Annotated in this window: 22 protein-coding genes; 6 read left to right on the top strand and 16 right to left on the bottom strand. The window is 59.3% G+C overall.

Translation table 11 applies throughout. The annotated features are described in order from the left end of the window. Positions 1-136: 136 nt before the first annotated feature. Both GSP01_RS11905 and GSP01_RS11900 read left to right on the top strand, forming a co-directional pair. Positions 137-619, top strand: coding sequence for a MarR family winged helix-turn-helix transcriptional regulator (locus GSP01_RS11905; protein ID WP_141353822.1), 483 nt, complete (start codon positions 137-139; stop codon positions 617-619). A 15-nt stretch (positions 620-634) separates the two neighbouring features. Continuing rightward, positions 635-2,806, top strand: coding sequence for an FUSC family protein (locus GSP01_RS11900; RefSeq protein WP_141353820.1), 2,172 nt, complete (start codon positions 635-637; stop codon positions 2,804-2,806). 3 nt (positions 2,807-2,809) lie between these two features. On the opposite strand, the gene GSP01_RS11895 is transcribed toward GSP01_RS11900, so the two are convergent. From GSP01_RS11895 to GSP01_RS11840, 12 genes are all read right to left on the bottom strand, one after another. Then, the gene (locus GSP01_RS11895; RefSeq protein ID WP_141353818.1) at positions 2,810-3,502 is read right to left on the bottom strand and encodes a GntR family transcriptional regulator; all 693 of its coding nucleotides are present in this window, start codon (positions 3,500-3,502) and stop codon (positions 2,810-2,812) included. 69 nt (positions 3,503-3,571) lie between these two features. After that, entirely contained in the window at positions 3,572-7,180 is a 3,609-nt protein-coding gene (putA, locus tag GSP01_RS11890; protein WP_141353816.1) for a bifunctional proline dehydrogenase/L-glutamate gamma-semialdehyde dehydrogenase PutA, read from the bottom strand. An 89-nt stretch (positions 7,181-7,269) separates the two neighbouring features. Beyond that, the gene (locus GSP01_RS11885) at positions 7,270-8,283 is read right to left on the bottom strand and encodes a P1 family peptidase (protein WP_141353814.1); all 1,014 of its coding nucleotides are present in this window, start codon (positions 8,281-8,283) and stop codon (positions 7,270-7,272) included. A gap of 13 nt (positions 8,284-8,296) precedes the next feature. Then, complete coding sequence (locus GSP01_RS11880) at positions 8,297-9,061, bottom strand: ABC transporter ATP-binding protein (RefSeq protein ID WP_141353812.1); 765 nt, start codon at positions 9,059-9,061, stop codon at positions 8,297-8,299. Beyond that, positions 9,058-9,876 (bottom strand): ATP-binding cassette domain-containing protein, encoded by an 819-nt coding sequence (locus GSP01_RS11875; RefSeq protein ID WP_141353810.1) that lies wholly within the window; start codon positions 9,874-9,876, stop codon positions 9,058-9,060. The genes GSP01_RS11880 and GSP01_RS11875 overlap by 4 nt, the downstream gene beginning before the upstream one ends. Then, entirely contained in the window at positions 9,873-10,688 is an 816-nt protein-coding gene (locus GSP01_RS11870) for an ABC transporter permease (protein WP_141353808.1), read from the bottom strand. The genes GSP01_RS11875 and GSP01_RS11870 overlap by 4 nt, the downstream gene beginning before the upstream one ends. Next, positions 10,685-11,629 carry an ABC transporter permease gene (locus tag GSP01_RS11865; RefSeq protein ID WP_228123990.1) on the bottom strand — a complete coding sequence of 315 codons (945 nt, stop codon included), beginning with the start codon at positions 11,627-11,629 and terminating at the stop codon, positions 10,685-10,687. The genes GSP01_RS11870 and GSP01_RS11865 overlap by 4 nt, the downstream gene beginning before the upstream one ends. Before the next feature lie 5 nt (positions 11,630-11,634). Continuing rightward, the gene (locus GSP01_RS11860; RefSeq protein ID WP_255320900.1) at positions 11,635-13,122 is read right to left on the bottom strand and encodes an ABC transporter substrate-binding protein; all 1,488 of its coding nucleotides are present in this window, start codon (positions 13,120-13,122) and stop codon (positions 11,635-11,637) included. A 93-nt stretch (positions 13,123-13,215) separates the two neighbouring features. Continuing rightward, positions 13,216-13,842 carry a PqiC family protein gene (locus GSP01_RS11855; protein WP_228123988.1) on the bottom strand — a complete coding sequence of 209 codons (627 nt, stop codon included), beginning with the start codon at positions 13,840-13,842 and terminating at the stop codon, positions 13,216-13,218. Continuing rightward, the gene (locus GSP01_RS11850; RefSeq protein ID WP_141353824.1) at positions 13,839-14,798 is read right to left on the bottom strand and encodes an MlaD family protein; all 960 of its coding nucleotides are present in this window, start codon (positions 14,796-14,798) and stop codon (positions 13,839-13,841) included. Before GSP01_RS11850 ends, GSP01_RS11855 begins: the two co-directional genes overlap by 4 nt. Continuing rightward, positions 14,798-15,565 (bottom strand): ABC transporter ATP-binding protein, encoded by a 768-nt coding sequence (locus GSP01_RS11845; RefSeq protein ID WP_141353804.1) that lies wholly within the window; start codon positions 15,563-15,565, stop codon positions 14,798-14,800. The genes GSP01_RS11850 and GSP01_RS11845 overlap by 1 nt, the downstream gene beginning before the upstream one ends. Before the next feature lie 3 nt (positions 15,566-15,568). Then, positions 15,569-16,732 (bottom strand): MlaE family ABC transporter permease, encoded by a 1,164-nt coding sequence (locus GSP01_RS11840; protein WP_141353802.1) that lies wholly within the window; start codon positions 16,730-16,732, stop codon positions 15,569-15,571. 245 nt (positions 16,733-16,977) lie between these two features. On the opposite strand from GSP01_RS11840, the gene GSP01_RS11835 reads away from it, so the two are divergent. Both GSP01_RS11835 and GSP01_RS11830 read left to right on the top strand, forming a co-directional pair. Further along, on the top strand, positions 16,978-17,904 hold the full coding sequence (locus tag GSP01_RS11835; protein WP_141353801.1) for a glycosyltransferase family 2 protein: 927 nt from the start codon (positions 16,978-16,980) through the stop codon (positions 17,902-17,904). Between the two features lie 92 nt (positions 17,905-17,996). Next, positions 17,997-19,181, top strand: coding sequence for a serine hydrolase domain-containing protein (locus GSP01_RS11830; RefSeq protein ID WP_141353799.1), 1,185 nt, complete (start codon positions 17,997-17,999; stop codon positions 19,179-19,181). Positions 19,182-19,201: 20 nt separating this feature from the next. On the opposite strand, the gene GSP01_RS11825 is transcribed toward GSP01_RS11830, so the two are convergent. The 4 genes from GSP01_RS11825 to GSP01_RS11810 form a co-directional block, all read right to left on the bottom strand. Continuing rightward, positions 19,202-19,831, bottom strand: a complete 630-nt coding sequence (locus GSP01_RS11825; protein WP_141353797.1) for a hypothetical protein — start codon at positions 19,829-19,831, stop codon at positions 19,202-19,204. Continuing rightward, the gene (locus GSP01_RS11820; RefSeq protein ID WP_141353795.1) at positions 19,828-20,577 is read right to left on the bottom strand and encodes a C1 family peptidase; all 750 of its coding nucleotides are present in this window, start codon (positions 20,575-20,577) and stop codon (positions 19,828-19,830) included. Before GSP01_RS11820 ends, GSP01_RS11825 begins: the two co-directional genes overlap by 4 nt. An 82-nt stretch (positions 20,578-20,659) precedes the next feature. After that, positions 20,660-21,160: a hypothetical protein gene (locus GSP01_RS11815; RefSeq protein ID WP_141353793.1), complete on the bottom strand. Its 501-nt coding sequence runs from the start codon at positions 21,158-21,160 to the stop codon at positions 20,660-20,662. 111 nt (positions 21,161-21,271) lie between these two features. After that, complete coding sequence (locus GSP01_RS11810) at positions 21,272-21,607, bottom strand: hypothetical protein (protein WP_141353791.1); 336 nt, start codon at positions 21,605-21,607, stop codon at positions 21,272-21,274. 214 nt (positions 21,608-21,821) lie between these two features. Between GSP01_RS11810 and GSP01_RS11805 the strand changes: the two genes are divergently transcribed. Together GSP01_RS11805 and GSP01_RS11800 are read left to right on the top strand one after the other, a co-directional pair. Continuing rightward, positions 21,822-23,948, top strand: a complete 2,127-nt coding sequence (locus GSP01_RS11805) for a M3 family metallopeptidase (protein WP_141353789.1) — start codon at positions 21,822-21,824, stop codon at positions 23,946-23,948. A gap of 96 nt (positions 23,949-24,044) precedes the next feature. After that, the gene (locus GSP01_RS11800; RefSeq protein ID WP_141353787.1) at positions 24,045-24,335 is read left to right on the top strand and encodes a hypothetical protein; all 291 of its coding nucleotides are present in this window, start codon (positions 24,045-24,047) and stop codon (positions 24,333-24,335) included. The last annotated feature ends 22 nt before the right edge of the window (positions 24,336-24,357 follow it).

The raw sequence follows: 24,357 nt of genomic DNA, 5'->3' as shown, positions 1-24,357 counted from the left end.
ATTGCATGAAGGACAGTCGGCCGGTGATTTGGATCAAAAACTGAACCTCCTGACGAAAATGTCAACAGGATCTGTTTTCAATTGTGATGGTGTCATATAATCTATTGCTATGTCAATAGATGAGGTGTCAGCAGAAATGGCTGTCCACTACAATTCGTCCATTCTTCGGGACAGCAGTTTTCATGACATGGGGCTGACCTTTCATGTCCTGCGACTGTCGAGCCTGTGGCGGGCGCAGCTGGACCGTCTCCTGCGGCCCGAAGGCATGACACTCGCGACCATGCGGCCCATGGCGTACCTGATGGTGATGGGAAATGGGATGAAGCAGAGCGATCTGGCGTCCGTCATGGGTGTGGACAGTTCGGCGCTCGTGCGGGTTCTGGACCATCTGGGGCGGGAAGGGTTGATCTCGCGGAAACCCGATCCGCAGGACCGTCGCTCCAACCTTCTGGTTCTTACGGAGGCCGGGTGCGAGCGGTGCCGTCAGTTCCACCGCATCGCAGCGGATCTGGAAGCCCGTCTGACGGAGGGCCTGCCTTCGGATGCTGTGGCGATGATTCGCAGCCAACTTGGCACGATGGAAGGGAAATTTTCCCTCTCCGGTTTTTCTTTCCCCTGATTTCCCGGGCCTTTCATGCGCAATCTTTTTCGCCAGCTTCTTCCTTTCGATAGCAACAGCGTGCGTTGGCGGAATTTCGTCTCCACGGCGGCTTTTACGAGCAAGGTTTTCCTGTCCATCGGAATTGCGCTCTTTCTCGCCTTCATGATCCAACTGGAATCGCCGATGAGTACGGTCACGACCGTCCTGATCGTCGCGAACCCGACTGTAGGCGCACTAGTCTCCAAAAGTGTCTGGCGCATGACCGGGACGGTGATCGGCGCGGCGCTTAGCACGGCTGTCATGGCCATGTTTGTACAGTCCGCTGTCCTGTATTTCATGGTGCTTTCGGTCTTTGTGGGACTGGCCTGCATGACGGCGACCTGCCTGCGTTATTTTAGGGCCTATGCGGCGGTTCTGGCAGGCTACACGATCATCATCGTGGCCGTCCCCGCGTTTGCGCATCCCGAAAATATCTTCATGTCCGCCATGATGCGCGTGTCGGACGTAGCACTTGGAATCGTGGTGACGGCGGCGGTGTTCATGGTGACATCTCCGCGTCGACGTCAGGGTACGATCGACGCGCTTTCGGAGGCGTTCCGCGAAACGATCCGTCATGCCCTGGTGTTTCATGAAGGACTGATGAACCGCTCCGGAGGGCAGGAGGCTTCGGGCTCGGAAACTGTGGGGACTGAACGGGCTTTCAGAAGCCTTCCGCAGACAATTTATGACGGACGGCAGCGTCTTTTGGGGCAGCTGGCGCGCCTCGGAACGGCCGTAGAATACGCCGCGACGGACAATCCCGATATTCATGCCGGGGTGCGGGGGTACCGGCTCGCCGTCAGTCATATGACGGGGCTTGTGGCATCCTATCATCCGTACTGGCGCAATCTGGGGGTAGCAAACCCGCTCTCGACGCCTGTTCACCGCGAAATTCGCGACACGCTAACCCGGCTCCTCGCCCTGACGGAAACCGCTGGATGGATCGAGCGGCCGCAGGGCGTACTGGGCTGTCTGGAAGAGTCGCTCGGGCGACTTGAGGTTCTGGAGGGGGTGGCGACATCGCCTGCACTTCAGGCGTCCGTCGATAATGTTCGTGATATTCTTCTTCAGCTTCGCGAGACGGTCCTGGATCTGTCCAGCCCTCGTGGTCCGGATGTCCGCGTTCGGGTGCTGCCTTATCTGGAATGGATGTCAGCGATTTATAACGGTCTGCGGGGAATGTTGATCGCCTTTCTGGCCTGTATGATCTGGTACATCACCTATTTCCCGACCGGGCCGATGATGATCATGTATGTTGTGGCAGCCTCGAGCCTGCTGTCCACCGCACCATCGGCGGCACGGGCCAGCCTGCCGATGGCGATCGGAACGGCACTGTCGGTTCCGGCCTGTTGGCTGTGCCATATCGCAGCACTTCCCCGCGTGGATGGTTATCCAATGCTCTGGCTGTCGGTTTGTGCCTGCATGCTGCCGGGCGTGTGGCTCCAGTTCCATCCGCGCTACGGCGTGGGGGCCTTTGGTTACACGGTTTTTCTGGCCATGCAGCTGATGATAACGAACAGCATGGTTCCTGACGACATCACGCTCATCAACACCTGGCTAGCCATTCTGATGGGCTGTGCGCTGCTGGTCCTAGTGTTCCGGGTGATTATGCCGGCCGATCAGCGGCTTTATGCTTCGCGGCTCGTCATTTCGCTTGGTCGCAGTCTTCAGAGCCTCTCGGCACGCCCTGCTGCGCGCGTGCCATCCTGGATGGTGTGGGAAGGGACGCAGATCCAGAAAGTGTCGATCCTGCTGATGCGTTTGTCACTGGTGGCATCTCCGATCGACCGCCAGGGGTATGTGGATGGCGCTTTTGCTGCCCTGTCCCTCGGGCGTCTGCTGATTCGTTTGCGGCAGGCCATAGAACCGGCTGGGTTGAGTGTTCACGAACGGGAGGGTCTGGAGGTGGCGCTTGCGTCTTTCAGGACCCTGCGGCGGGACCCTGTTGGGACGGCTGCGTCTCTTATGGCAGCTGCGAGAATGATTGGCGCGGATGAAGCCTTCGGCGCAGCAGGGCTATACCGTGTCCGTCTGGTGTCGTGTCTAGAACAGAGTGCTCATATTCTCGACAGTATTCCGGGGTTTTTCCATGCGAATGGCCCGCTGAATCGCTGGTATGACGAACGGGGACCCGCGACGATGGTTTCGGTCAATCCGGCGCAGTGAAGTTCAGGAGGCTGCCCGGTCGCGAATGACGTCCAGCGACAGGGAAGCGGCTTCGAGAATATGCTGTTTCGTCAGGCGTCCGAGTTCCTCACCATCGCGGGCGCGGCAGGCCTGAAGGATCTGAAAATGTTCGACGTCGGTCGCGGCTTTCCGTCCCGGCAGTTCCAGATGGGCACGGATATAGCGGTCGAGGCGCGAATGTAGATCGTGGATCATGCCGTACAGCCTCGGACGCTGTGCCGCGGCATAGATGGCGCCGTGAAACTCCCAGTTCAGACGTCCGGACTGTTCCATGCCGGTAGCTCCGCCTGTTCCGCAGACAAACGCCTCGTAAGCATCCTCGATCCGGGCCAGACCGACACGGGTGAGAGAGGTCATCGCCAGTCCGGCCGCCATGCTTTCCAGCGAGGCGCGGATGTCTGAATATTCCAGGATATCTGTTTCGCTCAGTCCGGTGACCACGGCGCCACGATGAGGCAGGAAGGCGATCAGACCCTCTGCTTCAAGCTGTTTGAGGGCTTCGCGGACGGGGATGGTCGAGACGCCGAAGTTGCGGGCAAGCTCCGACTGTCGCATCGGCTGGCCATCGGTCAGGATGCCGTCCGTGATGGCACGGCGCAGGGCGTCCGCGATTTCAAGCGATGCCGAGCCGCTTTTCGTATCAACAGGTGTAAAGTTCGGCTCGGCAGCGCGCATGGGGTCGTCCGTCAGTTGGGGCAGTCGTCTTAGCATGGCCGGCGCGAACGGCCATGCTGGACAGGACCGTTATCCGATGGTCATCAGGCTGGCATTACCGCCAGCGGCCGTTGTGTTGGTGCTGACGACCTTTTCCTGAAGTACCCATTCAGGCCGGATCGGGCTTTTCGCGTCAAGTATGTAAAGCTGCACAATCATACCTGAACGCGACAGAGCCGTGCAGGCCTGTTGCGCCATCTGCTTTTCTTCCGGAGACGCAAGGATCGTCCGACATCCTGCAACACGCCCGCCCTGCGTGCGGCGAATATGCAGCGCAAGCGTATCAGGGAGGTTGGAGACCCAGTCCGCAGCTACGTTGGGCCCCTGAACGAAAGCCGTGTTTCCACCGCTGAGAGCAAGACCCACGGCGCGAAGCATGGTTTCCCGGTCGCTAGCCACGCATAGGACGGCCCCACGGGGGAGAAGTTGGTACAGGTTGGTCTCGCCGACCGGGCCGGGCAGTTCGCGCGTAGTGCCGCACAGGCCATGTTGCATGGCGTCCACGATCGTCTGATAGAGCGAGAAACTTGTCTGCATCAACCAGGACAGGAAGAGCCGTGCGGGCTCTGGTAGTTCCTGGTTTTCCCAGTTCGTATGGTCCGGGACGCTGCTCATGAGGCGACGAAGGATCAGCGGGCCACCGGCTTTCGGCCCCGTGCCCGACAGCTTTTCGCCGCCGAATGGCTGGCTACCTACAACCGCTCCGACCATGTTGCGGTTGACATAGAGGTTCCCTGCCTCGATGCGCGAGGTGACATGCGCCATGCGGCTTTCGATTCTTGTGTGCAGGCCGAAGGTCAGGCCATATCCGGACTGGTTGATCACGTTGATCAGGGCCTCGAAGCCGCTGGCCTCAAAGCGCAGGACATGCAGGACCGGACCGAAGACTTCGTCCTTGAGGTCCGCCAGACTGTTGATCTCGATAATCGTCGGGGCAATGAATGTGCCGTTCGATGCCGTGTCCGGAAGGGGAAGAGACCAGACGGTGCGGTTCTGCGCACGGGATGCATCGATATAGGTCTGGATGCTGGACTGGGCTTCAGCCGAAATGACCGGGCCAACATCCGTGTGCAGCTCCGCCGGATTGCCGACACGCAGTTCTTCCACGGCACCACGGAGCATGGTCAGGACGCGATCTGCGCAATCTTCCTGCACGCACAGGACGCGCAGGGCGGAACAGCGCTGGCCCGCACTGTCGAAAGCCGAGACCAGAACATCCGTGACCACCTGTTCGGTCAGGGCGGAACTGTCCACGATCATGGCGTTCTGGCCACCGGTCTCGGCCACGAACGGAACGGGCTGCCCGTCCGTGCCGGTCCGCCCGGCCAGAGCACTGGCGATCAGGCCGGCCACGGCGGTGGAGCCGGTGAACATCACGCCAGCAATTCGTGGATCGGCCACGAGGGCCGCGCCGGTCTCGCCAGCACCCGGCACCAGCCGGAGGGCGTTTTCTGGAACACCTGCTTCGCGCAGAAGGGCGACGGCGCGCAGGGCGATGAAGGGTGTTTCCTCAGCCGGTTTTGCGACAACCGTGTTGCCAGCCGCCAGTGCGACCGAAATCTGTCCAAGGAAAATCGCAAGCGGGAAGTTCCATGGGCTGATACAGGCGACGACGCCAAGCGGCGTACTGCTACCGGCCTGGGCCGTTTCGCGGGCCTGAACGGCGTAATAACGCAGGAAATCAACGGCTTCGCGAACTTCGGAGAGCGCATTGGCATAAGATTTTCCAGCTTCGCGGACTAGAAGGGCCAACAGTTCGCTCTGATGTGCTTCCAGAAGATCCGCTGCGCGATCGAGCTTTGTGCTCCGTGCGTCGGCGGAAAGAGCCGCCCATGCTGCGCCTTCGCTTTCGGCGGCATCAATGGCCTTGCGGACATCCTCTTCGGTTCCGAAACGGACACTGCCGATCCTATCCGAACGGTTGGACGGATTGCGGATTTCCTGCGTTTCACCCGAGCAGGACAGGTCTTCCAGCGTTCGTTCCCCGGAGGCGCAGACGGCTTCGGCCAGGTCCGTGACGGTATGTTCGTCGGTCAGGTCCAGTCCGCGGGAGTTGGTTCGTTTGGGCGCGAACAGGTCTTTCGGCGGGGCAATAGCCGGATGCGAAGCGCCTGGTGACTGGACGGCTTTCGCGAGCGCGACCGGATCCGCGATCAGGGTCTCGATGGGCAGGCTCTCGTCGCCAATCTGGTTGACGAAGGACGAATTGGCGCCGTTTTCAAGCAGACGCCGCACCAGATAGGCCAGCAGCGTCTCATGCGAGCCGACGGGGGCATAGATACGGCACGGGCGGTTGAGCTTCTGCGGACCGACGACTTCGTTGTAGAGCGTCTCGCCCATGCCGTGCAGGCACTGGAACTCGTAGTCGCCGATCTGGAAATTCAGGCCAGCCAGCGTGTAGATCGTGGCCAGCGTACGGGCGTTATGGGTCGCGAACTGAGGAAATACCACATCGCGGGCAGCGAGAAGCTTCTTTGCGCAGGCGATATAGCTGACGTCCGTGTAGCATTTGCGTGTGTAGACCGGGAAATCCGTCTGGCCTTCGACCTGCGCCTTCTTGATTTCACTGTCCCAGTACGCGCCCTTCACCAAACGGATCATGAGGCGGTGTCCGCTGCGGCGGCCGAGATCGATCAGATAGTCCAGAGCCTTCGGCGCGCGGCGCCCGTAAGCCTGCACAACGATCCCGATGCCGTTCCAGCCGTCCAGTTCCGGGCAGTGACATAGGTCTTCGATCAGGTCGAGCGACAGGTCCAGACGCTCGCTTTCTTCGGCGTCGATATTGATGCCGATGTCATAGCGGCGGGCCTGAATAACGAGGTCCTTCAGCGTCTGGCCAAGTTCCTTCAGAACGCGCTCGCGCTGGGCGAAGACATAGCGCGGGTGCAGGGCCGAGAGCTTGATGGAAATCCCGGCCTTTTCATACACATTCGCACCGCGTGCAGTCTGACCGATCACGTCGATTGCGCGCTCGTAGTCGCGTCGGTAGCGCAGGGCGTCGGCTTCCGTCATCGCCGCTTCGCCGAGCATGTCGTAGGAATATTTGAAGCCGCGGTCTTCAGGCTCTGTGCTGACCTTGCGGGCTTCCTCGATGGTTTCGCCGATAACAAACTGCTCGCCCATCATGCGCATGGCGATGTCGAGTGCGCGACGGACCAGCGGCTGCCCGCCACGTCCGACGAGGCGGAACAGCGCGGCGGTGAGACCTTCATCCGTGTCGTTGGTCAGCTTGCCCGTCAGCATCAGCCCCCAGGAGGCCGCATTCACGAAAACGGATTTTTTACCGCCGACATGGGACAGCCAGTCCCCCGTGCCGATCCGGTCGCGGATCAGAGCGTCCCGGGTCGCGGCATCGGGAATACGCAGGAGTGCTTCGGCCAGACACATCAGGGAAACGCCCTCGGCGGAGGACAGCGAGAATTCCTGCACGAGCGCCTCAACGCCGCCCGGACGGCGCTGCGCGCGTAGGGAGCGGGTCAGATGGCGGGCGACGTCAAACGTGTTCTGCTGTTCCGTTTCGGTCAGTGTGGCCTGTTCGATCAGGGGAAGGATGCACTCTGCTTCGGGCCTGCGCATGTCTGCGGCGATGGCCTGACGAAGGGAGGAACGGACAGGATAGGACGGCACAAAAGTTGACATGGTCTCAGCCTCGGACACGACACTCAGTCTGAGTTCTATAATCATATACGATTATGAGTAAAATATATGAAATGAGGATCAGATCACTTTTATGGCGTATCTTTTGATCCGAAACGTTCGTGCCATGTCGGGAGTGCGGCGCCGCCGGGAAGGGGGGACGCCTCATACACGCCCCGAGCGATGGCGCGGGCCGTGACCTGCGTGGCGGCATGAAGGATTTCGGTCCATTCCTGACCAAGGGGAGCTGGTTTTTCGCAGGTCGAGACTCCGATCATGGCGTCCCCGTCCAGAGGTAGATGGGCTGGAAACACACCGCGCGCCACGCCGTCCTGCGCCAGAATGGAGAGGCGTTTGGCCTGTGTTTTGGTGAGGGTGGCGTCCGTGGCGATAAGGCCGATCGTGGTGCCGGTTACGGAGGCCCATTTGGAGCGCAGGCGTAAATCCTCTGCGCTCAGATGCGCGGGCATGCCCAGACCGCCGAACTCGTCCCTCTGCTCGAAAGGCGCGCTCCAGAAATGCGGCCCGTCGCCGATCGTGGCGGTTCCGACGGCGTTGACGGCGACCAGTGCAGCCACGCGGTGCCCGGCGGGTGTGATCGTGCTTACCGAACCCAGCCCTCCGCGCAGAGTGACGGTTGTCGCGCCTGTTCCTGCGCCAGCCGTGCCCAGAGCGAAAGCTCCGCTTTGGGCGCTGGTCGCGGCCTGATGCCCCATTTCGGCATAGGGCGAATAGCGCTCCCATGTCGTCTGTCCGCCCGCAGGAAGGTCGTAAAGACTGGCTTGCACCACGATGGGTACGCGGATGGTTCCCGGCGGCAGAGGTATGCTGCCGAACTGCTCGCGCAGCCACGCCTGAACGCCGGTTGTCGCATCCAGCCCATAGGTCGAGCCGCCGGACAGGACGATCGCATGGATATGTCCGACCATGTTTTCCGGTTCCAGCAGAGCGGTTTCCCGCAGGGCCGGTGCACCGCCCGGGAAACTGCCGGAAGCGATGACGGGGCGATCGAACAGGACCGCTGTCACGCCCGTGCGCAGGGTCAGATCCTGACTATGACCGACGCGGATGCCGGGAATGTCGGTGAGAAGGTTCAGACTCGTCATGACGCCTCGCGGGTTAGTAGGTGTTTTCAAGAAGCGCCTTTGTGGCGGGCTGACTGGGCGTATTCAGAATATCCGACGCCGGGCCAGATTCCACGATCCGGCCCTGATCCAGAACGGCGACATGGTGCGACAGATGGCGGATGACAGCCAGATCGTGACTGACGAAAACATATGACAGCCCATGTCGCTTCTGAAGATCGAGTAGCAGGTTCAGGACGATGGCCTGTGTGGAGACATCCAGCGCCGAGATGGCTTCATCGGCGATGATGACGGCAGGACGTGTGATCAGGGCGCGGGCGATGGCGATCCGCTGCTTCTGGCCGCCGGAAAAGGCTCTTGGGTAGCGGCTGGTGATATCGGAGGAAAGGCCGACGTTCTGGAGGGCTGTGCGGATGCGTGCGTCCCGATCCGGGACGGGACCCAGCGCTTCCCCCACGATATCACCGACTGTCTGACGTGGGTCGAGCGCGCCAGCCGGGTCCTGAAAGATCATCTGGATTGTAGGGCGGATTTTCTTGCGCACGGTTTCTGACGCGGTCGCGAAATCCTGCCCCTGATACAGGATCTGCCCTTCATCCGGGGCGATCAGGCCGCTGAGGATACGGCACAGGGTGGATTTTCCACTTCCCGAGGCTCCGATGATCCCGAGTGTCTGGCTTGCCTGCAGATCAAAGCTGATATTTTTCAGAATGGGAGAGGGTTTGTGTCGTGTGAAGGAGAAACCCTGCCGGCTTGTCCTCCCATACGTCACATTTCGGGCCTGAAAAATCGGGATCATAACGGCGCCGTAAAGACGGGCAGGGGCGTAAGTGGCGTGCGGGCTGCGCCGTGCAGGGACATGGTCAGTAGGGCCTGCGTATAGGGATGGCGTGGGGCGTTAAATACTGATGCTGTTGTGCCCTGTTCCACGCAGGCGCCGTCTTTCATGACCAGAACATGATCGGCATGCCGGCGCACTAGCCCGAGGTCATGGGAGATCATGAGAACGGCCATGCCCTGCGTCTCACAACGGCGGGTCACGAGCGCCATCATGGCTGCTTGGGTCCGGGCATCAAGTGCAGTGCTGAACTCGTCCGCGATCAGGAGTTCGGGCTGGCAGGCCAGCGCCATTGCCAGCAGGACGCGCTGTCTCTGGCCACCGGAAAGCTGATGCGGATAGGCGCGTTTGCTCACGTCGGCTTCAGACAGACCGACCTGTTCCATAAGCGTGCGTGTTTCCGTGTCGATCTCGCGACGGGAGAGCGTCGTGTGAAGGCGGAATGTATCCCCGATTTGTGTTCCGATACGGCGTGTGGGGTTCAGGGCCGTCATGGGCTCCTGAAAGACCATGCCTAGTCTTTTGCCCCTGATCTGGCACCAGTCTCGTTCGGAAAGTGTGGAAAGCTCTGTCTTTTCTAGTCGAATGCTACCGTTAGTCTGAAAGCCGGGGGGCAGCAGCCCCGTCAGGCTCAGTGCGAGAGTGGATTTGCCTGAACCGGACTCCCCGGTAATGGCGAGGACCTGTCCTGATTCAAGCGTGAACGATACGTCATGCAGGATCGGGCGGTTCGGGCTTTGGACGCTCAGATTTAGAACATGGAGCAGGGACCTCACAGGGTGTGCTCCTCGTAGGCTGCGTCCAGCGCATCCCGTAGGCCATCCCCGAACATATTGAAGCCTAGCACGAGAAATATGATCGTTATTCCCGGAATGGCGACCAGCAGTGGGTGATCGAAGATATGGATCTGATACGACGCCAGGGCACGTCCCAGATCCGGTCGTGGCGGAGGGGCGCCGAGACCAAGATAGGACAGCCCGGCATCGGACAGGATTGCGAGGGCCAGTGAGGATGTCGCCTGAATCGTCAGGAGCGGCAGGATATTGGGCAGGACATGTCGGCGCATGATGTAAAACGGGCCGCGTCCGGCCAGTCGGGAGGCGGCGATATAGTCCTGAATGAGGATGGAGCGGGCAGCCTGCCGGGTGATGCGGATCTGGGCCGGGAGGCCGAACAGGGCAATGGCGAGGGTTTCACCCGTGGCGGAGGCACCAAGAGCGGTGACGAAAAGGGCTGCGATCAGGACGGGTGGGAAGGCCAGACCCAGATCGGCCAGTCCCATGATGGTTCTGGCGGGTCTGGCTGCCGCGATCAGTCCGAGTGCCGTTCCCACAATCGTGGCGAGGCAGACGGAGATCGCGGCGATCGTCACGCTGTTGAAGGCTCCGGTCAGAACATGGACCATGAGGTCGCGACCGAAAGGATCGGTGCCGAGCGGATGCAGCGGGGACGGCGGAGCATAACGGTGTAGGACGTCGATGGGCGGTGCGTGACCGCCATTGAACAGGGTTATGACGGTCGCGGGGAGGAGGACAATTCCGAGCAGAATACTCCCCACCCGGAGCGTCCGGTTGGAACGGGCTGTCATGACAGGTCTGTCTCAAGGCGCGGATCAAACCAGCGAATGAGGATCGTCATCACGATATTAAGGACAATTACAGACGCGACGATCAGCATGACGAGGTTCTGCACGACGGGAATGTCGCGTTGGTTGACGGCTTCCAGCAGGAGCTTTCCACAACCAGGCAGGCTGAAGACGCTTTCGACGATGATCGTTCCCGTCACGAGAACTGGAAGCTGGATCCCGGTCAGCGTCAGGACAGGGATTAGTGCGTTAGGCACTGCGATGTGCCACAGAACGCCGCGCCTGCTGTAGCCCTGTGCGCGGGCCGTGCAGATAAAATCCTGCGACAGGGTCTCGATCAGGGACGAGCGCATGAAACGCGCCGTTATGGCGGCCTGCGGGATGGCGAGAGCGATGGCGGGAAGGGTGAGGGCCCTGAGTGCCGGGAGGATACCGTCATGCCAGCCGGGAAAGCCGCTGGAGGGTAGCCAGTGCAGGGTCAGGGAAAACAGGAACGTCATCATCATCGCCAGCAAGAAATCCGGGATGGATTTGAAAAGCTGGAGGAAGCCCATCAGGCTCGTATCAAGCAGTGTTCCGCGCTTTGCGGCTGCCATCACGCCGAGTGTGATACCTGTCCCCAGAGACAGTAGCATGGCCAGCAGGATCAGGGGCAGACTGCTCTGCAGGCGTTCGCCGATCAGGCTGCGGACGGGAACGTCGTAGATGTAACTCCGGCCCAGATCCCCGCGAATGAATGCGCTGATCCAGTGTAGGTATCGCGCGGGCGGGGATGATTCTAGCCCGAGTTTTTGGTGCAGGGCCGCGAGACTCTCGGGGCTTGCGTCCAGTCCGAGCATGACCGCTGCGGGGTCGCCGGGCAGAAGGTTCATGGCCGCGAAAATGACGAGGCTTGCGACAACAAGAAGAAGCAGCCGTTCCAGTGGGATGCGGAAAACAGCCATGCCCGTCATGGTGCCCAGGAAACACCGGCAACCGGGCAGCCCGCGATGGGCTGGTTGGTCCACAGTCCTTTAAGACGCCGGTTCATGACGGTTTCGCGGGGGATCGCGAACAGGAAAACATTGGGCTCGTCCTGTGCGAGCTGTTCCTGCATCTGTGCGGAAAGCTGATGCCGCCGGACCTTGTCTGCCGTCGCTTCGTACTGCTCGACGAGCCCATGAAAAACCGGGCTGTGGTAGTGGAAATAGACCGGCGTGCGGTCATAGATCGCGATGTCATGGGGCTCGGTATGGGCGATGACGGTCATGTCGAACTGGCCCTGCCCATACACCTGACCCAGCCATGTCGGCCATTCCACGGGCTGAAGTGTCACGATCAGCCCGACCTGTTCCAGATAGGCGGCGATGAGCTCACTGCTGTCGCGTGCATAGCCGATGGGCGGGAAAGTCAGGGTCAGATGCGTGCCGGGTGCGACGCCGGCCTCTTTCAGCAGGGCGCGGGCGTGGTCCGGATCATAGGGATAGCGGTCTGGTAGGGCGGCGTAATCGGGATCGTCCGGTGCCATGTGAGATTGCAGGAGCGTTCCGTCTCCGTCGGCCACGGCCTGAATCAGAGCCTTGCGGTCAATGGCCTGTGCGATGGCCTGCCGGACGCGGAAATCACTGAACGGACGCTGGGCGTTGTTGAGGGCGAGAATGGCCTTGAAGGGAAAACTACCCCGGACGACCTGCAACTGCGTATTTCCAGCAAAGCGGCTCAGGATTTCCCGGGACGGGAAAGACGGATAGGCATCCAGTTCTCCGGCCAGCAGCGCGTTACTGGCGGACAGCGGGTCGGGCATGAAGCGGAACGTCACCGATTGCAGGGTAGGTCTGGCGCCCCAGTAATCCGGATTGCGGGTCAGGGTCAGGTGGTCCCCGCGCCGCCATTCACCGAACACGAACGGACCTGTGCCGATGGGATGGCTTATGTTCTGCGTCACAGACGTCGGTGAAAGAATGGCGGCGTCGTTCCAGGCGAGCTGGTAAAGAAAACTGCCGTAAGGATGCTGAAGCCGGATGCTGACATGCAAGCTGTCCGGGCATGAGATGTTGGCGATCTGGCTAAAAACGGTCCTGTGTGGGTTGGTGCTGTCCGTCGTACCGGCCCGCAGCAGGGAAAACTTTACACTGTCGCAGGTCAGGAGCGTGCTGTCGTGGAAATGCACGCCGTCATGTAGCGTGAAATCATAAATCAGGCCGTCCGGCGAGATATGCCACTCCTGTGCCAGAAGGGGTTTGAGGGCACCCTGTTCGTCCAGCCGCATCAGACCTTCGTAGATGTTGCCGTACGTCACCATCCCGATAGCTTCGCTGGAGCCACGCGTCGGATCCAGGCCCGGTGGTTCGATCGCCAGACCAATCGAAAGCGTATCGCGCGTATCGGCTGCCCGCGCTGTCCCGGGAATATGAGACACCGGAAAGCCGACCGCCAGAACGGTCAGGAGAATGGGCACGGTTTTCAATCAGGCGCTCCGCGAACTTGCAGCCTCAGGGCGCAGGATCACGGAAAATAGGGTCTTCGTCGCCTGAGCGAAAGGGGTTGCTGTTCAGGGATGCGGGCTCGTGCTGGCGATCCGGGCAGCGAGCTGCTCGACGAGGGTCCGGGTCAGGGCAACCTTGCCGCTGTCGGTCGTCACAGAGCCCTGTGAGGTGAAGGAGGCACGGTTGCGCTGGACGGGCAGGTGTTCATCCGAGGGGATCAGTGCCCAGTCGGCCGTCAGGGCACCCTGACCGCTGCTGTTGAGATCCAGCCTGCTGATATTAACTGCAAGACGCAAGGCCGGCGTTTCTGCCAAAGGCTGCGTGGTTACGGCATAACCTGGCCAGTCCTGCCCTAGATGGGCGGCAAGAAGGTCGGTCACTCCTTGGGACAGACGGCTTCCCCAGCGCCCGTTGGGACTGCGGTCAAGCTGGTCGCCGTGGCGTATGAGGATATCCTGACTGTCGATATAATCCGGAAGTGTGACATGCGACACGCTTAGGACAGGCGCTGAAGCGGGAAGGGTAGCGGTGTTCTGCGTAATGGCAGGTGCGCCGAGCGTGTAGAACTGGACGGGAGGTGCGGCGCAGCCTGACATCAGGGCGAGGGCCAGAAGAGATGCAGATCGGGTTATGAGCCGTGTCACGGGTTTGGTCTCCGGAAGGAACAGAGGGCGGCGGAACTGTCTGCTCATGGCCGGCGTCCCGTGAGGAGGAGCTGCGGATTACGCTCCACGTCTGTTGCAAAACCGCGCAGGGCAGACGCGGCGGCGGCGATATCCCGCAAGCTTGCTTCGAGATTAGCCCGGTCGGCAGAGCGTGGGGACGTCATGCTCTCCAGATTGGCCAGACTCTTTGAAGCCTGTTGGACGGCGTCGTTGCTGTTCTGCAGGACGGCATGGAGTTCATGACCGCGCGCATTGAGCTGGGTCGTACCCTCGTTGGCCAGCTTGTCTACACTGAGTAGTGTCCGCGTCAGAACAGGGTCGAGGTCCGTCACCGTCTTGCGGGCAGCATCGATCATGTCCCGACTGTGATCGGAGGTGTCACGAATGCTCTGCACGAGTGCTGGCAGGTCTTTGTCGAGCTGGTTTGAAAGCTTCCGGACTGATACCAGGGTCGCATCGGCGTTCTCGCCGATCTGCTTTAGGGGCAGGTCCTGAAGGCTCTGTGTCATGGCCGCGATGGTGGACTGCCTGGTTGGGATTTCGGTGATGCGGGCAATATCGGGATGCAGCACGGCCGGGATCGAGGGGGCGAAATCCAGATCAATTTCAGACGTGCCGGTGACGAAGCTCTTGAGGTTCATCTCGCCGCGCAAGCCCTGCTGGATGAGATCTGCCATGCTAGGGCGATGATGGCTGTTGTTCGCCAGGATGATGTTGTCTGGACGCATCGTGACGAAGACGGGGATATAAGCGTCTTTGGTGGCGGGATTATATTCGATGACGACACGGTCCACCGCGCCAACCTGTACGCCCCGGAATGTGACGGGAGAGCCAACAGTCAGTCCTGAAGAGGCACCGTGGAACACCAGAACGGCTTTTTCCGTCCGGCTGAAAGGATGAAAATTGCCGAACAGGACGAACGCTGCGACGAGCAGGCCTGTCCCTCCAAGGACAAAAGCACCGACAAGAGCCTGCCTGTTCATCATGTGTTTCCTTCTTCGTCGCGTTCACGGTGCATGAAGGCATGCACTTGTGGGTCCGTACAGTTGTCCCGCAAATCGCGGGGCGAGCCATGGGCGATCGGGGTTTTTGTCCTGGGATCCAGGAAAATACCGTCATCGGCGATGTGGAACAGGCTCGGCAGCTCATGGCTGACGATGATGATCGTTGCTCCAAGTCCATCGCGCAGGTTCAGGATCAGATCGTCCAGTCGCGCGGATGTGATCGGATCGAGGCCTGCGGAAGGTTCGTCGAAAAACAGAATGTCCGGATCAAGCGCAAGGGCGCGGGCCAGACCGGCGCGCTTGCGCATTCCGCCGCTGATTTCGGAGGGGTAAAGATCGATTGCCTGCAACATGCCGACGAAGCCGAGCTTCAGTTCCACCAGCCTGCGGATCACGGCGGGTTTCAGATCAGTGAACATCTGAAGCGGCAGGGCGATATTCTCGCCGATCGTCATGGAACTCCAGAGCGCGCCACTCTGGAACAGCACGCCGAAGCGATGGTTCAGCTCTGCGCGGTGGGCTTCGTCTCCGGCCCAGTAATTCTCATCTCCGACGTGATATTCGCCGGCGGACGGACGCAGCAGGCCGATCATGCTCTTGAGAAGCGTGCTCTTGCCGCAGCCCGAGCCGCCCATGACGGCGAAGATGCTTCCCTTGCGTACGTCGAGCGAGATGTTTTTCTGGATGATCTTGGGGCCGAAGGAGAGCGTGATATCGCGCAGGGACAGGACGGTCTGGTCAGGCATGTCTCAGATCCCCAGAACATCGGCGATGACGGCGAAGATCGCGTCGATCGCAATAACGCCCACGATCCCCACCACGACGGCCCGTGTGGCGGCAATGCCGACATCCGCGGCTGACCGCCCGGCCTTCAGGCCGATCCGGCAGCTCGTCAAACCGATGAAGGCCCCGAAGACAAGGCTCTTGGTGAAACCGAAGACGAACTGGCCGATCCCGAACGCTGTGACCGTCTGATGGAAATATCCCGCCGCCGTGATGTCCAGCATCGAGATGGCCACGACGAAGCCGCCCAGCATGCCAATCAGGCATCCGTATAGGTAAAGGAACGGCATCGTGATGATGAGGGAAAGGACGGCTGGCAGGATCAGATAGGTTGAAGTCGGGATGCCGAAAACGTTCAGGGCGTCAATTTCCTCATTGCCCTGCATGGTGGAAATCCGTGCGGCATAGGCGCCACCCGTCCGACCGGCCATAATGATGGCTGTCATAACAGCGGCCATCTCACGCACCATGGCAATCCCGACCAGACTGGCCACATAGATGCCGGCGGCGAATTTCTGAAGCTCGACAGCGCCCACGAATGCCAGGATCGCACCGATCAGAAAGTTGACGATACCCACGATGAGCAGAGCGTACGGGCCGGCATCAGCCGTATTGGCCAGCAGATCGATCATACGCATCCGGCTGCGACCGAGGAGCGTGAGGACGGCACCCTTTGCTGTCAGCGCGCCCAGTTCGGAGACGACGCCAACTTCCGTCATTGATGCGATAGCGTGATTGCCGACTGTTTCCAGAAAAGGGGTGCGGGCGGTCTTGTGATGGACGGGCTCGTCGGGGACTTCGGGCAACAGTTCGAGAAGCTGGCGCATCGGGCCGGGTAGTGTCTGCATATCCAGACTGATGCCGGCGTCATGGGCAACGCGCTTGAGATCCCAGAGGAACGCCACAAGTCCGGTATCCCAGACCTGGAGATTGGATGTCTGGAAGGATAGATGGGCGCCGGGCGCTTTTTTCAGCCCGTCTTTCGGGAAAACGGGGATATTGCCGGCCCGCGCCTGCCAGCTACCGCTCAGAACCATGACCGGTGCGGTCTGCTCACCCTGTAGATGCCACTGCGGCATTCTGTCTGCGGGCTGTGCGGCTGATGGCCCTGTCGTGGTCTGATCGGTCATGGACTCTGCATTTCCGGTCCTGACATCCCCTGATTCTGCAAAAGACAGAACGGAATGGAAATTCGATCACCGTCCTGACGTGGCACCTTATCGGCTACAGGCAAAAGATCAATGCTCATGAAAGGTTCTGACACGCATCGACTGTACCCGAAGAACGCTGTTCTTTTCGTGCTGGGAGGGCTGACTGTTACGAGAATATTTCTGTTATGATCATTCTGTCACGATTTGGAACCTGAAAACCCTCTATGGCCCGCCAGCTTTCCCTGATTGTCCCGTTCTGGAACGAAGAAGCCGCTATCGGCCATTTCGTGCGGAGTATCCTGCCGGTCCTTGACGGGATTGCGGACACGGATTGGGAAATTGTCTGCGTCGATGATGGTAGCAGCGACGGTACCCTACGGAAGTTGAACGGATTTTGCGAAGTGGACCGGCGGTTCAAGGTCCTTGAACTGTCGCGCAATTTCGGCAAGGAAGCCGCGCTGACGGCTGGTCTCGATGCGGCGACGGGGGATGCGGTCATCATCATCGACGCCGATCTTCAGGATCCGCCCGAGATCATCCCGAAAATGGTTCAGGCCTGGCGGGACGGGGCGGAGGTCGTGCTGGGTAAACGGATCGACCGGTCCAGTGACAGTCTGTTCAAGCGCAAGACGGCGTCTTGGTTCTATGCGCTGCATAATCGCCTTGCCCATATCCGAATTCCAGAAAATGTGGGGGATTTCCGCCTGATGGACCGATGCGTGGTCGAGGCGCTCAAAAGGTTGCCTGAGCGTCAGCGATTCATGAAAGGTCTGTTCGCCTGGGTTGGGTTTCGGACGGTCAGTATCGATTACGTCCGGAAGCCCCGTGCGGCGGGTATGACGAAATTCTCTGGCTATTCCCTGTGGAATTTCGCTCTGGAAGGTTTCACCAGCTTTTCCTCCGCTCCTATTCGGCTGTGGACCTATCTGGGAACAGCAGGTGCGCTGCTCTCCATGTTTTATGCGCTTTTTATCATGTTGCGGACGATCATCTGGGGCAATCCCGTTCCGGGTTATACGTCTCTGTTCGTTGCGATTATTTTTTTTAGTAGTGTGCAGATTATTAGTATCGGCATGCTGGGGGAATATATCGGCCGTATTTATATGGAGACGAAGCAGCGCCCGATTTACGTGCTCCGCCGCACGTATTAACGGGTCGAACGCGATCAGGCATTCTGTTGCGTGATCGTAAAAAGCAGCTACTCTTTTCCGTAAAGGATCAGGGCAGAAGAGAGAGACGGAACATGCCGGAGACGCTCGCCACAAAAAGGCACGCTTTTCTGAAGCGGCGCCATGTCCTGCTTGGGGGGGCTGCGACCTGTGTCAGCCAGATGACCGCATGCGCGCGACCGGGCTCTTCGTTCGATGCAGTGGACGTTCTCGTCCGGGATGCCATCAGAAGCGGTGAAGCTCCGGGCGCCGTGGTCGCGATCGGTCATGATGAAAAGATCGTGCATCGGTTCGTCTATGGAAAACGGGCACTGGCTCCGGTGTCCGAACCTCTGGATTGGGAGACGCGCTTTGACATGGCGTCCCTCACCAAACCGACCATGACGGCGCCTTCGGTCATGCAACTGGTTGAGCAGAAGAAGTTGCAGCTTGATGACCACGTAAGTCAGTATTTCCCGGAATTTGCATCCAATGGAAAGGGTGACATTTCGGTTCGCCTGCTCATGACCCATTATTCCGGTCTGCCGCCGGACCTTCCCCTGAATGATCCCTGGACCGGTAAGGCTGAGGGGGTCAGGCGGGCCATGACGTCTCCGCTCGCCAATCCACCGGGCGAGAAGTTCGTTTATAGTGACATCAATTACATTATGCTGGGGCTTCTGGTCGAAAAGCTGAGCGGGATGCCGCTCGATCAGTATGCCCGGATTAATATTCTTGAACCGTTGGGTATGACGGAATCCGGCTATCTTCCGGCGGACAGCCTGCGTCCTATCATCGCTCCGACACAGTATGACGAGCAGGGCAACATGCTGCGCGGCGTGGTGCATGATCCGACAGCGCGGAGAATGGGGGGGGTGGCCGGCCATGCCGGACTGTTCTCGGATGCGCGGGACATGACGCTTTATGCACAGGCCCTTCTGGATCGTCTGAAAGGACGTCCGAGCCGCTTCCCCCTACGACGGGAGACGCTCATCCTTATGACTACGCCGCAGCAGCCGGCGGGAAAAACGGAGCTGCGGGGACTGGGCTGGGACATCGATACCCATTATTCTTCCCCGAGGGGAGACGTGTTTTCCCGCCGTTCCTTCGGGCATACTGGCTTTACCGGTACGTCTCTTTGGATCGACCCTGACAGCGACAGCTATGTGCTGATCCTGACAAACCGGGTCCATCCTTCAGGGGGGCATAGTGTCGTGCGGCTGAGACATGACATTGCCACTGCAGCGGGAAGGGCGCTCGGCCTTTCCGCGCCAGTTTAGTTGTTTTTCGCAGCTGCGTTTCAAGGAACGTGCCGGATACCGACGAAGGGGTGAGCCGGATCTTTCGGACAGGATCCGGGATAGAGGGCGATCAGTTCCAGAATATGCTGTGTCAGGGCATCGCGACTGGTTCTGATCCTTTCCCCTTCGGCCCGACGTACGGTATCGCTCTGCGACAGGAGATTGCCGGCATAACCGACTTCCCGAGCCATTTCAGCATCCGGTAGTGCGGAAAGCGGCACGAACTGGACCGGAAGGTTAATTGTCTGGGTTTTTGTGCGGTTAGCGTCAGCCTGAAGGCCGAAAACGGGCAGCGTGCCGGAACTGCTGACTGAGAAGCTGCCCGAGGACGTAAAGCTTCCCGACAGTGATAGCGTAACCGGACCGGAAATCATGGCGACAACCGGGTCGGCAACATGCTGGTTGCATTGCAAGGCACGAACGTTCCGGTCAAACCCTGTCTTTTGTTCGACTGTCCAGTCCTGCATATGTGAGGTACTGACTACGCCCGTTTTCGTCAGATCCATCTGGATGCCAGCAATAGCCTCACTGATCGTGACAGGGGACGGAGATCCCGTCGCACAGCCTCCGAGAAGGGCAACTGTCAGCAGGGCCAGAACAGGGCATCCGGAGGAAAATCTGCCTTTCATACGCCTCTCACTTCAGTCAGAAGGACTTCGAAGTCTTCTCCGGTTGGCGATGTGCCGGGAATGCCGATCCAGTTCTGGCGCGACAGCAGGCCATAGGCTTCATCAGCAATCTTCGTGAAGGTGTCCCACGGCATGAATGTGCGCGTGCCCCAGGTGTTGAAGAAAATCCCTTCAGGATTGTAGCCCACGAGGGCAATGGCATGGCCGCCGACCGGCGTGCGATCGGAAATGGCGTTCCAGTCCCAGGTAGCGCCCAGTGGAAGATCCATGAAGCCCTGTGGCACCTGAACCCCTGCGAGAACGCCCCCCAGATAACAGATGCTGCGACGGATACCGTCGCCGTCCTGCGGATCGATCGTGCCGTAAGCCGTCAGGTAATCCAGAGTCTGTCCTGGACGGTGCAGACCCTGACGCAGCCAGAAGTTTAGCTCGTCCAGCAGGACCGTCCCGTTGTCCCGGGCTCCCGTCTGCGGATCGAAGCCGGTCACGGCTCCGTAGTTGTTCAGCACCATATCCGTGGAGAGGAGAACCAGCCCCTGCGCGGCATGGGTCCATGTCGCCGTCAGGGCTGCATGGGCTGCGAACGCACAGCAGCCATATCGGTCATTGCCCCACATCTGATAGGGCACCTCTTCGGACCAGTCCTTCTGCATAGGAATGGTGGGAAGGTGTGCGGCCAGTATGGGCGCCAGACGGTAGGTTCGCAGATCATGCTTGGGCGCACGTTTGCCAAGGCATCGGGACATGGACAACTCCGGCAGGAACATAAATTAGGGAGCGGTTCAGGTGAACCGCTCCTGTCTTTGGGGTGAGGAAGCGGAGGGAGCGTCAAATGCCCTGATAGATCCGGGCACGGATCAGTTCCGGCGCCTGCGTGGTGCCAGCAAAAGGGGCTGCCGTAACGCCTGCAAGAGCTTCGACCAGCGGGATCATCGCGGACACCGTGCTCATGTAAGTGGCGGTGGAGGGCGAGTAGACCTTTACGATTGGCGTTGCGATGGCCAGCAGGGTTTGCAGATCGGTGCCGAGGCTCTTGGCCCAGTCCCTGCCGGTTGTAACCGTGATGGAACCGTTGGAGTTGGCCGCAACCTGTGCGGTCACGCTTTTGATCTGGGCGATCAGATTATCGAATGTCGCTTTATCCGTAGCAGAAAGATGACTTTCCAGATCCGGAATGCTCTCAATGGCCTGAACCGCATAAGCGATGGCAGCGGCGTCACTGCTCAGGGCTTGAGTGTTGAAAGTGGTTGTGCTGCCAGTCGTGGTGCAGGCGCTTGTGGAGGCAAGAAGAACAGCGCCAAGGCTCAGGGCGATCAGACGGTTACGCATCAAAAGCTCCAGAAATAAAAAAAGCCGCCTCAGGGGGCGGCTATGGGTCATGAAAATGAAACTGTCTCCGGGCAGATGATTAGCCCGGTAGTGAAATGAGCGACGGTGAAATCAGTTGACGTGACGGGGCGCTTCACCGGCCTTTGGGTGCGTCGAGACCATGTCCAGTCCAAGTTTTTCGGCCTCTTTCGCACGTGAGGAGCCGACCGGCACCATGATGGCTTTTGCTCCTGGCTGGTAGGCGCTGGTATTCCAGCCCTTTGCCTGCGCGATCATGCTCACGATCCGGAACAGTGGGAGTAGCTTCGACGTGCTGGCCGGCGGCTTCCAGAAGCGTAGAGCCAGCGCGGCCGCGGCAATAAAAAATGTGATGATTGAAACAATGTCGCCAGCGTATTTGGCAGGCAGATAGGGCAGGATTGTCTGGAACAGCGATGTCCAATCCATTGTCATCTCCGGCTATGAAAAACCGCCCTGAAAAGGCGGGCGTGTCAAAACACTCTGCCGGTCTAGAGAGGAGTTTTCGCACGCACCAAGGAGAAAATGCCGTCAAGCGGAAATTGGCAATTTTCACACGCTTGCGGTGGCGCGATCAGCCGTTTGACGATCCTTCCTGAACACCATACGGTTCGGCATCATCACGAGTATTACAGGCGATTTCATGGCTTTCAATTTCAGGCTTGCTGCAGTTCTTGCGGTTTCGGCATTTTCTCTTTCTGCTGAAGCACATGCTGCTTCCACAAACCCGTTCTTTTCGGCAAGTACGCTGCCTTATCAGGCCCCCCGTTTTGATCAGATCACGGACAGTGACTACGCCCCGGCTTTCGAGCGTGGAATGGCCGAGCATTTGCGAGAGATTAAAGCGATCGCCAACAATCGCGCAGCACCGACTTTTGATAATACCATTGCTGCAATGGAACGCGCGGGCCAAACCCTCAACCGTGTGCAGATGACGTTCTACGGTGTTTACCAGGCCAACACCAATGACACGCTGGATAAGGTACAAAGCCAGGAAGCGCCCCGCCTGACTGCCCATGAAGATGAAGTCTATCTGAACGCGAAGCTCTTCGCTCGCGTGAAGTCGCTTTACGATCGTCGCGAAAAGCTCACCCTGACCCCCGAGCAGGCCCAGCTTCTCGACATCTACTACCAGCAGTTTGTCCATGCTGGTGCCCAGCTTTCGGCAACAGACAAGACGAAGCTGCGTGCGATCAATACACGGCTCTCCAACCTTGAGACGCAGTACGAGCAAAAGCTGATTGCCAGCGCCAAGAACGGTGCCCTGATCGTGGACAGCAAAAAGGCGCTGGACGGACTGGATGACAACACAATCGCTTCCGCCGCCAAGGCAGCGCAGGAGCGTGGATTGACCGGAAAATGGGTCATTCCCCTTCAGAATACGACGCAGCAGCCTGCTTTGACTTCCCTGACGGACCGTGAAACCCGGCAGGCCCTGTTCGAGCAGAGCTGGACCCGTGCCGAGAAGGGGGACGAAAACGACACCCGCGCCACGATCTCCGAACTGGCAGAACTCCGTGCGCAGAAAGCTGCACTCTTCGGGTATCCGAATTTTGCTGCCTATACGCTGTACGATCAGATGGCCAAGACGCCGGAAGCTGCTGAAAACTTCATGCAGCAGCTTGTCCCGGCTACTGTTGCCGAGCAGAATCGCGAAGCCGAGGTCCTTCAGAAGGCTATTCGCAAGGACGGTGGCAAGTTCGATCTGAAGCCCTGGGACTGGGAGCATTATTCCGATCAGGTGCGCCGTGCGAAGTACAATCTCGATCAGGATGAAATCAAGCCGTATTTCGAGCTTAAAACGGTCCTGACGGATGGTGTATTTTTCGCTGCTAACCAGCTTTACGGGATCACGTTCCAGCAGCGGACGGATATTCCTGTCTACCAGCCTGATGTCATGGTTTTTGAAGTCCATGACAAGGACGGCTCTCCGCTTGGCCTGATGTATTTCGATTACTTCAAGCGGGACAACAAATCCGGGGGCGCCTGGATGTCCAACTTTGTCGGGCAGTCCAAACTGCTTGGCACGAAGCCCGTCATCTATAACGTCGCCAACTTCACCAAAGCGGCCCCCGGCCAGCCGCAACTCATCACGTCCGACGATGTGACGACCATGTTCCACGAATTCGGCCATGCCCTGCATGGTCTGTTCGCGGACCAGACCTATCCGTCGCTGTCCGGCACCAGCGTGGCGCGTGACTTCGTGGAGTTCCCCTCGCAGTTCAACGAGAATTGGGCGCTGGATCCCAAGGTCCTGTCGCATTACGCGCGGCACTACAAGACCGGCGCTCCGATGCCCAAGGCCCTGGTCGAGAAGATCCGCAAAGCTGCACACTTCAATCAGGGCTATGCATTGGGTGAGATCGTCGCCGCATCCGAACTGGACATGAAATGGCATAGCCTGCCCGCGACGGCACCGCGTCAAGACGTGGACAAGTTTGAGAGCGATGCGCTGAACAGCACAGGGTTGGATGTTGCAGCTGTTCCGCCGCGTTATCGCTCCAGCTACTTTCTGCATATCTGGTCTAACGGATATTCCGCCGGTTATTACGCTTATCTGTGGACGGAAATGCTGGACCAGGACGTATTCTCCTGGTTCCAGGAGCATGGTGGTCTAACACGTGAGAATGGACAGCGCTTCCGCGACATGATCCTTTCGAAGGGACACACCATGGATTACGGCCCAATGTTCCGTGCCTTCTATGGCCGTGATCCGGACATCACTCCGATGTTAGTGCATCGCGGGCTTGTTTCCGAACAGGGCAAATAATCATAAGCCGGGAGGAAAGACCTGATCTTTTCTCCCGCTCTTTTGTCTGGACAAAAACATGCCGACATCCATGCGCAGAATGAGCCGCTTTTCTTATTGTGCCCCATTCTCGCGATGCTTGCCGTGCTGTATTTTAGCCTGAAGACGTTCTTCGGCCTCGAAACTCCACTTTTTGGTGATGAATCCGGTCATATCCTTGGCGGACTGTCTATCGCCAAGGGTGATATCCTGTATCGCGATTATATCGACGCGGACGGTCCGCTGATTTTTGCTCTGTCCTGGCTCATCGGTCTGGTGACGGATTTTCACCACGCCTATCTCATGCGGCTCATCCCGGTTGTTTGTACGAGGGCCAGCGCCGTGGCCGTCTTTCTATCTCCCGTTTGAAAAATCATAGGCTCGGTACCTT

This window comes from Gluconobacter sphaericus NBRC 12467 (genome assembly GCF_006539125.1).
GTDB classification, from domain to species: Bacteria; Pseudomonadota; Alphaproteobacteria; order Acetobacterales; family Acetobacteraceae; genus Gluconobacter; species Gluconobacter sphaericus.
The sequence above is the reverse complement of the archived record's forward strand: the minus strand, read 5'-3'. Positions and strand labels throughout refer to the sequence as shown.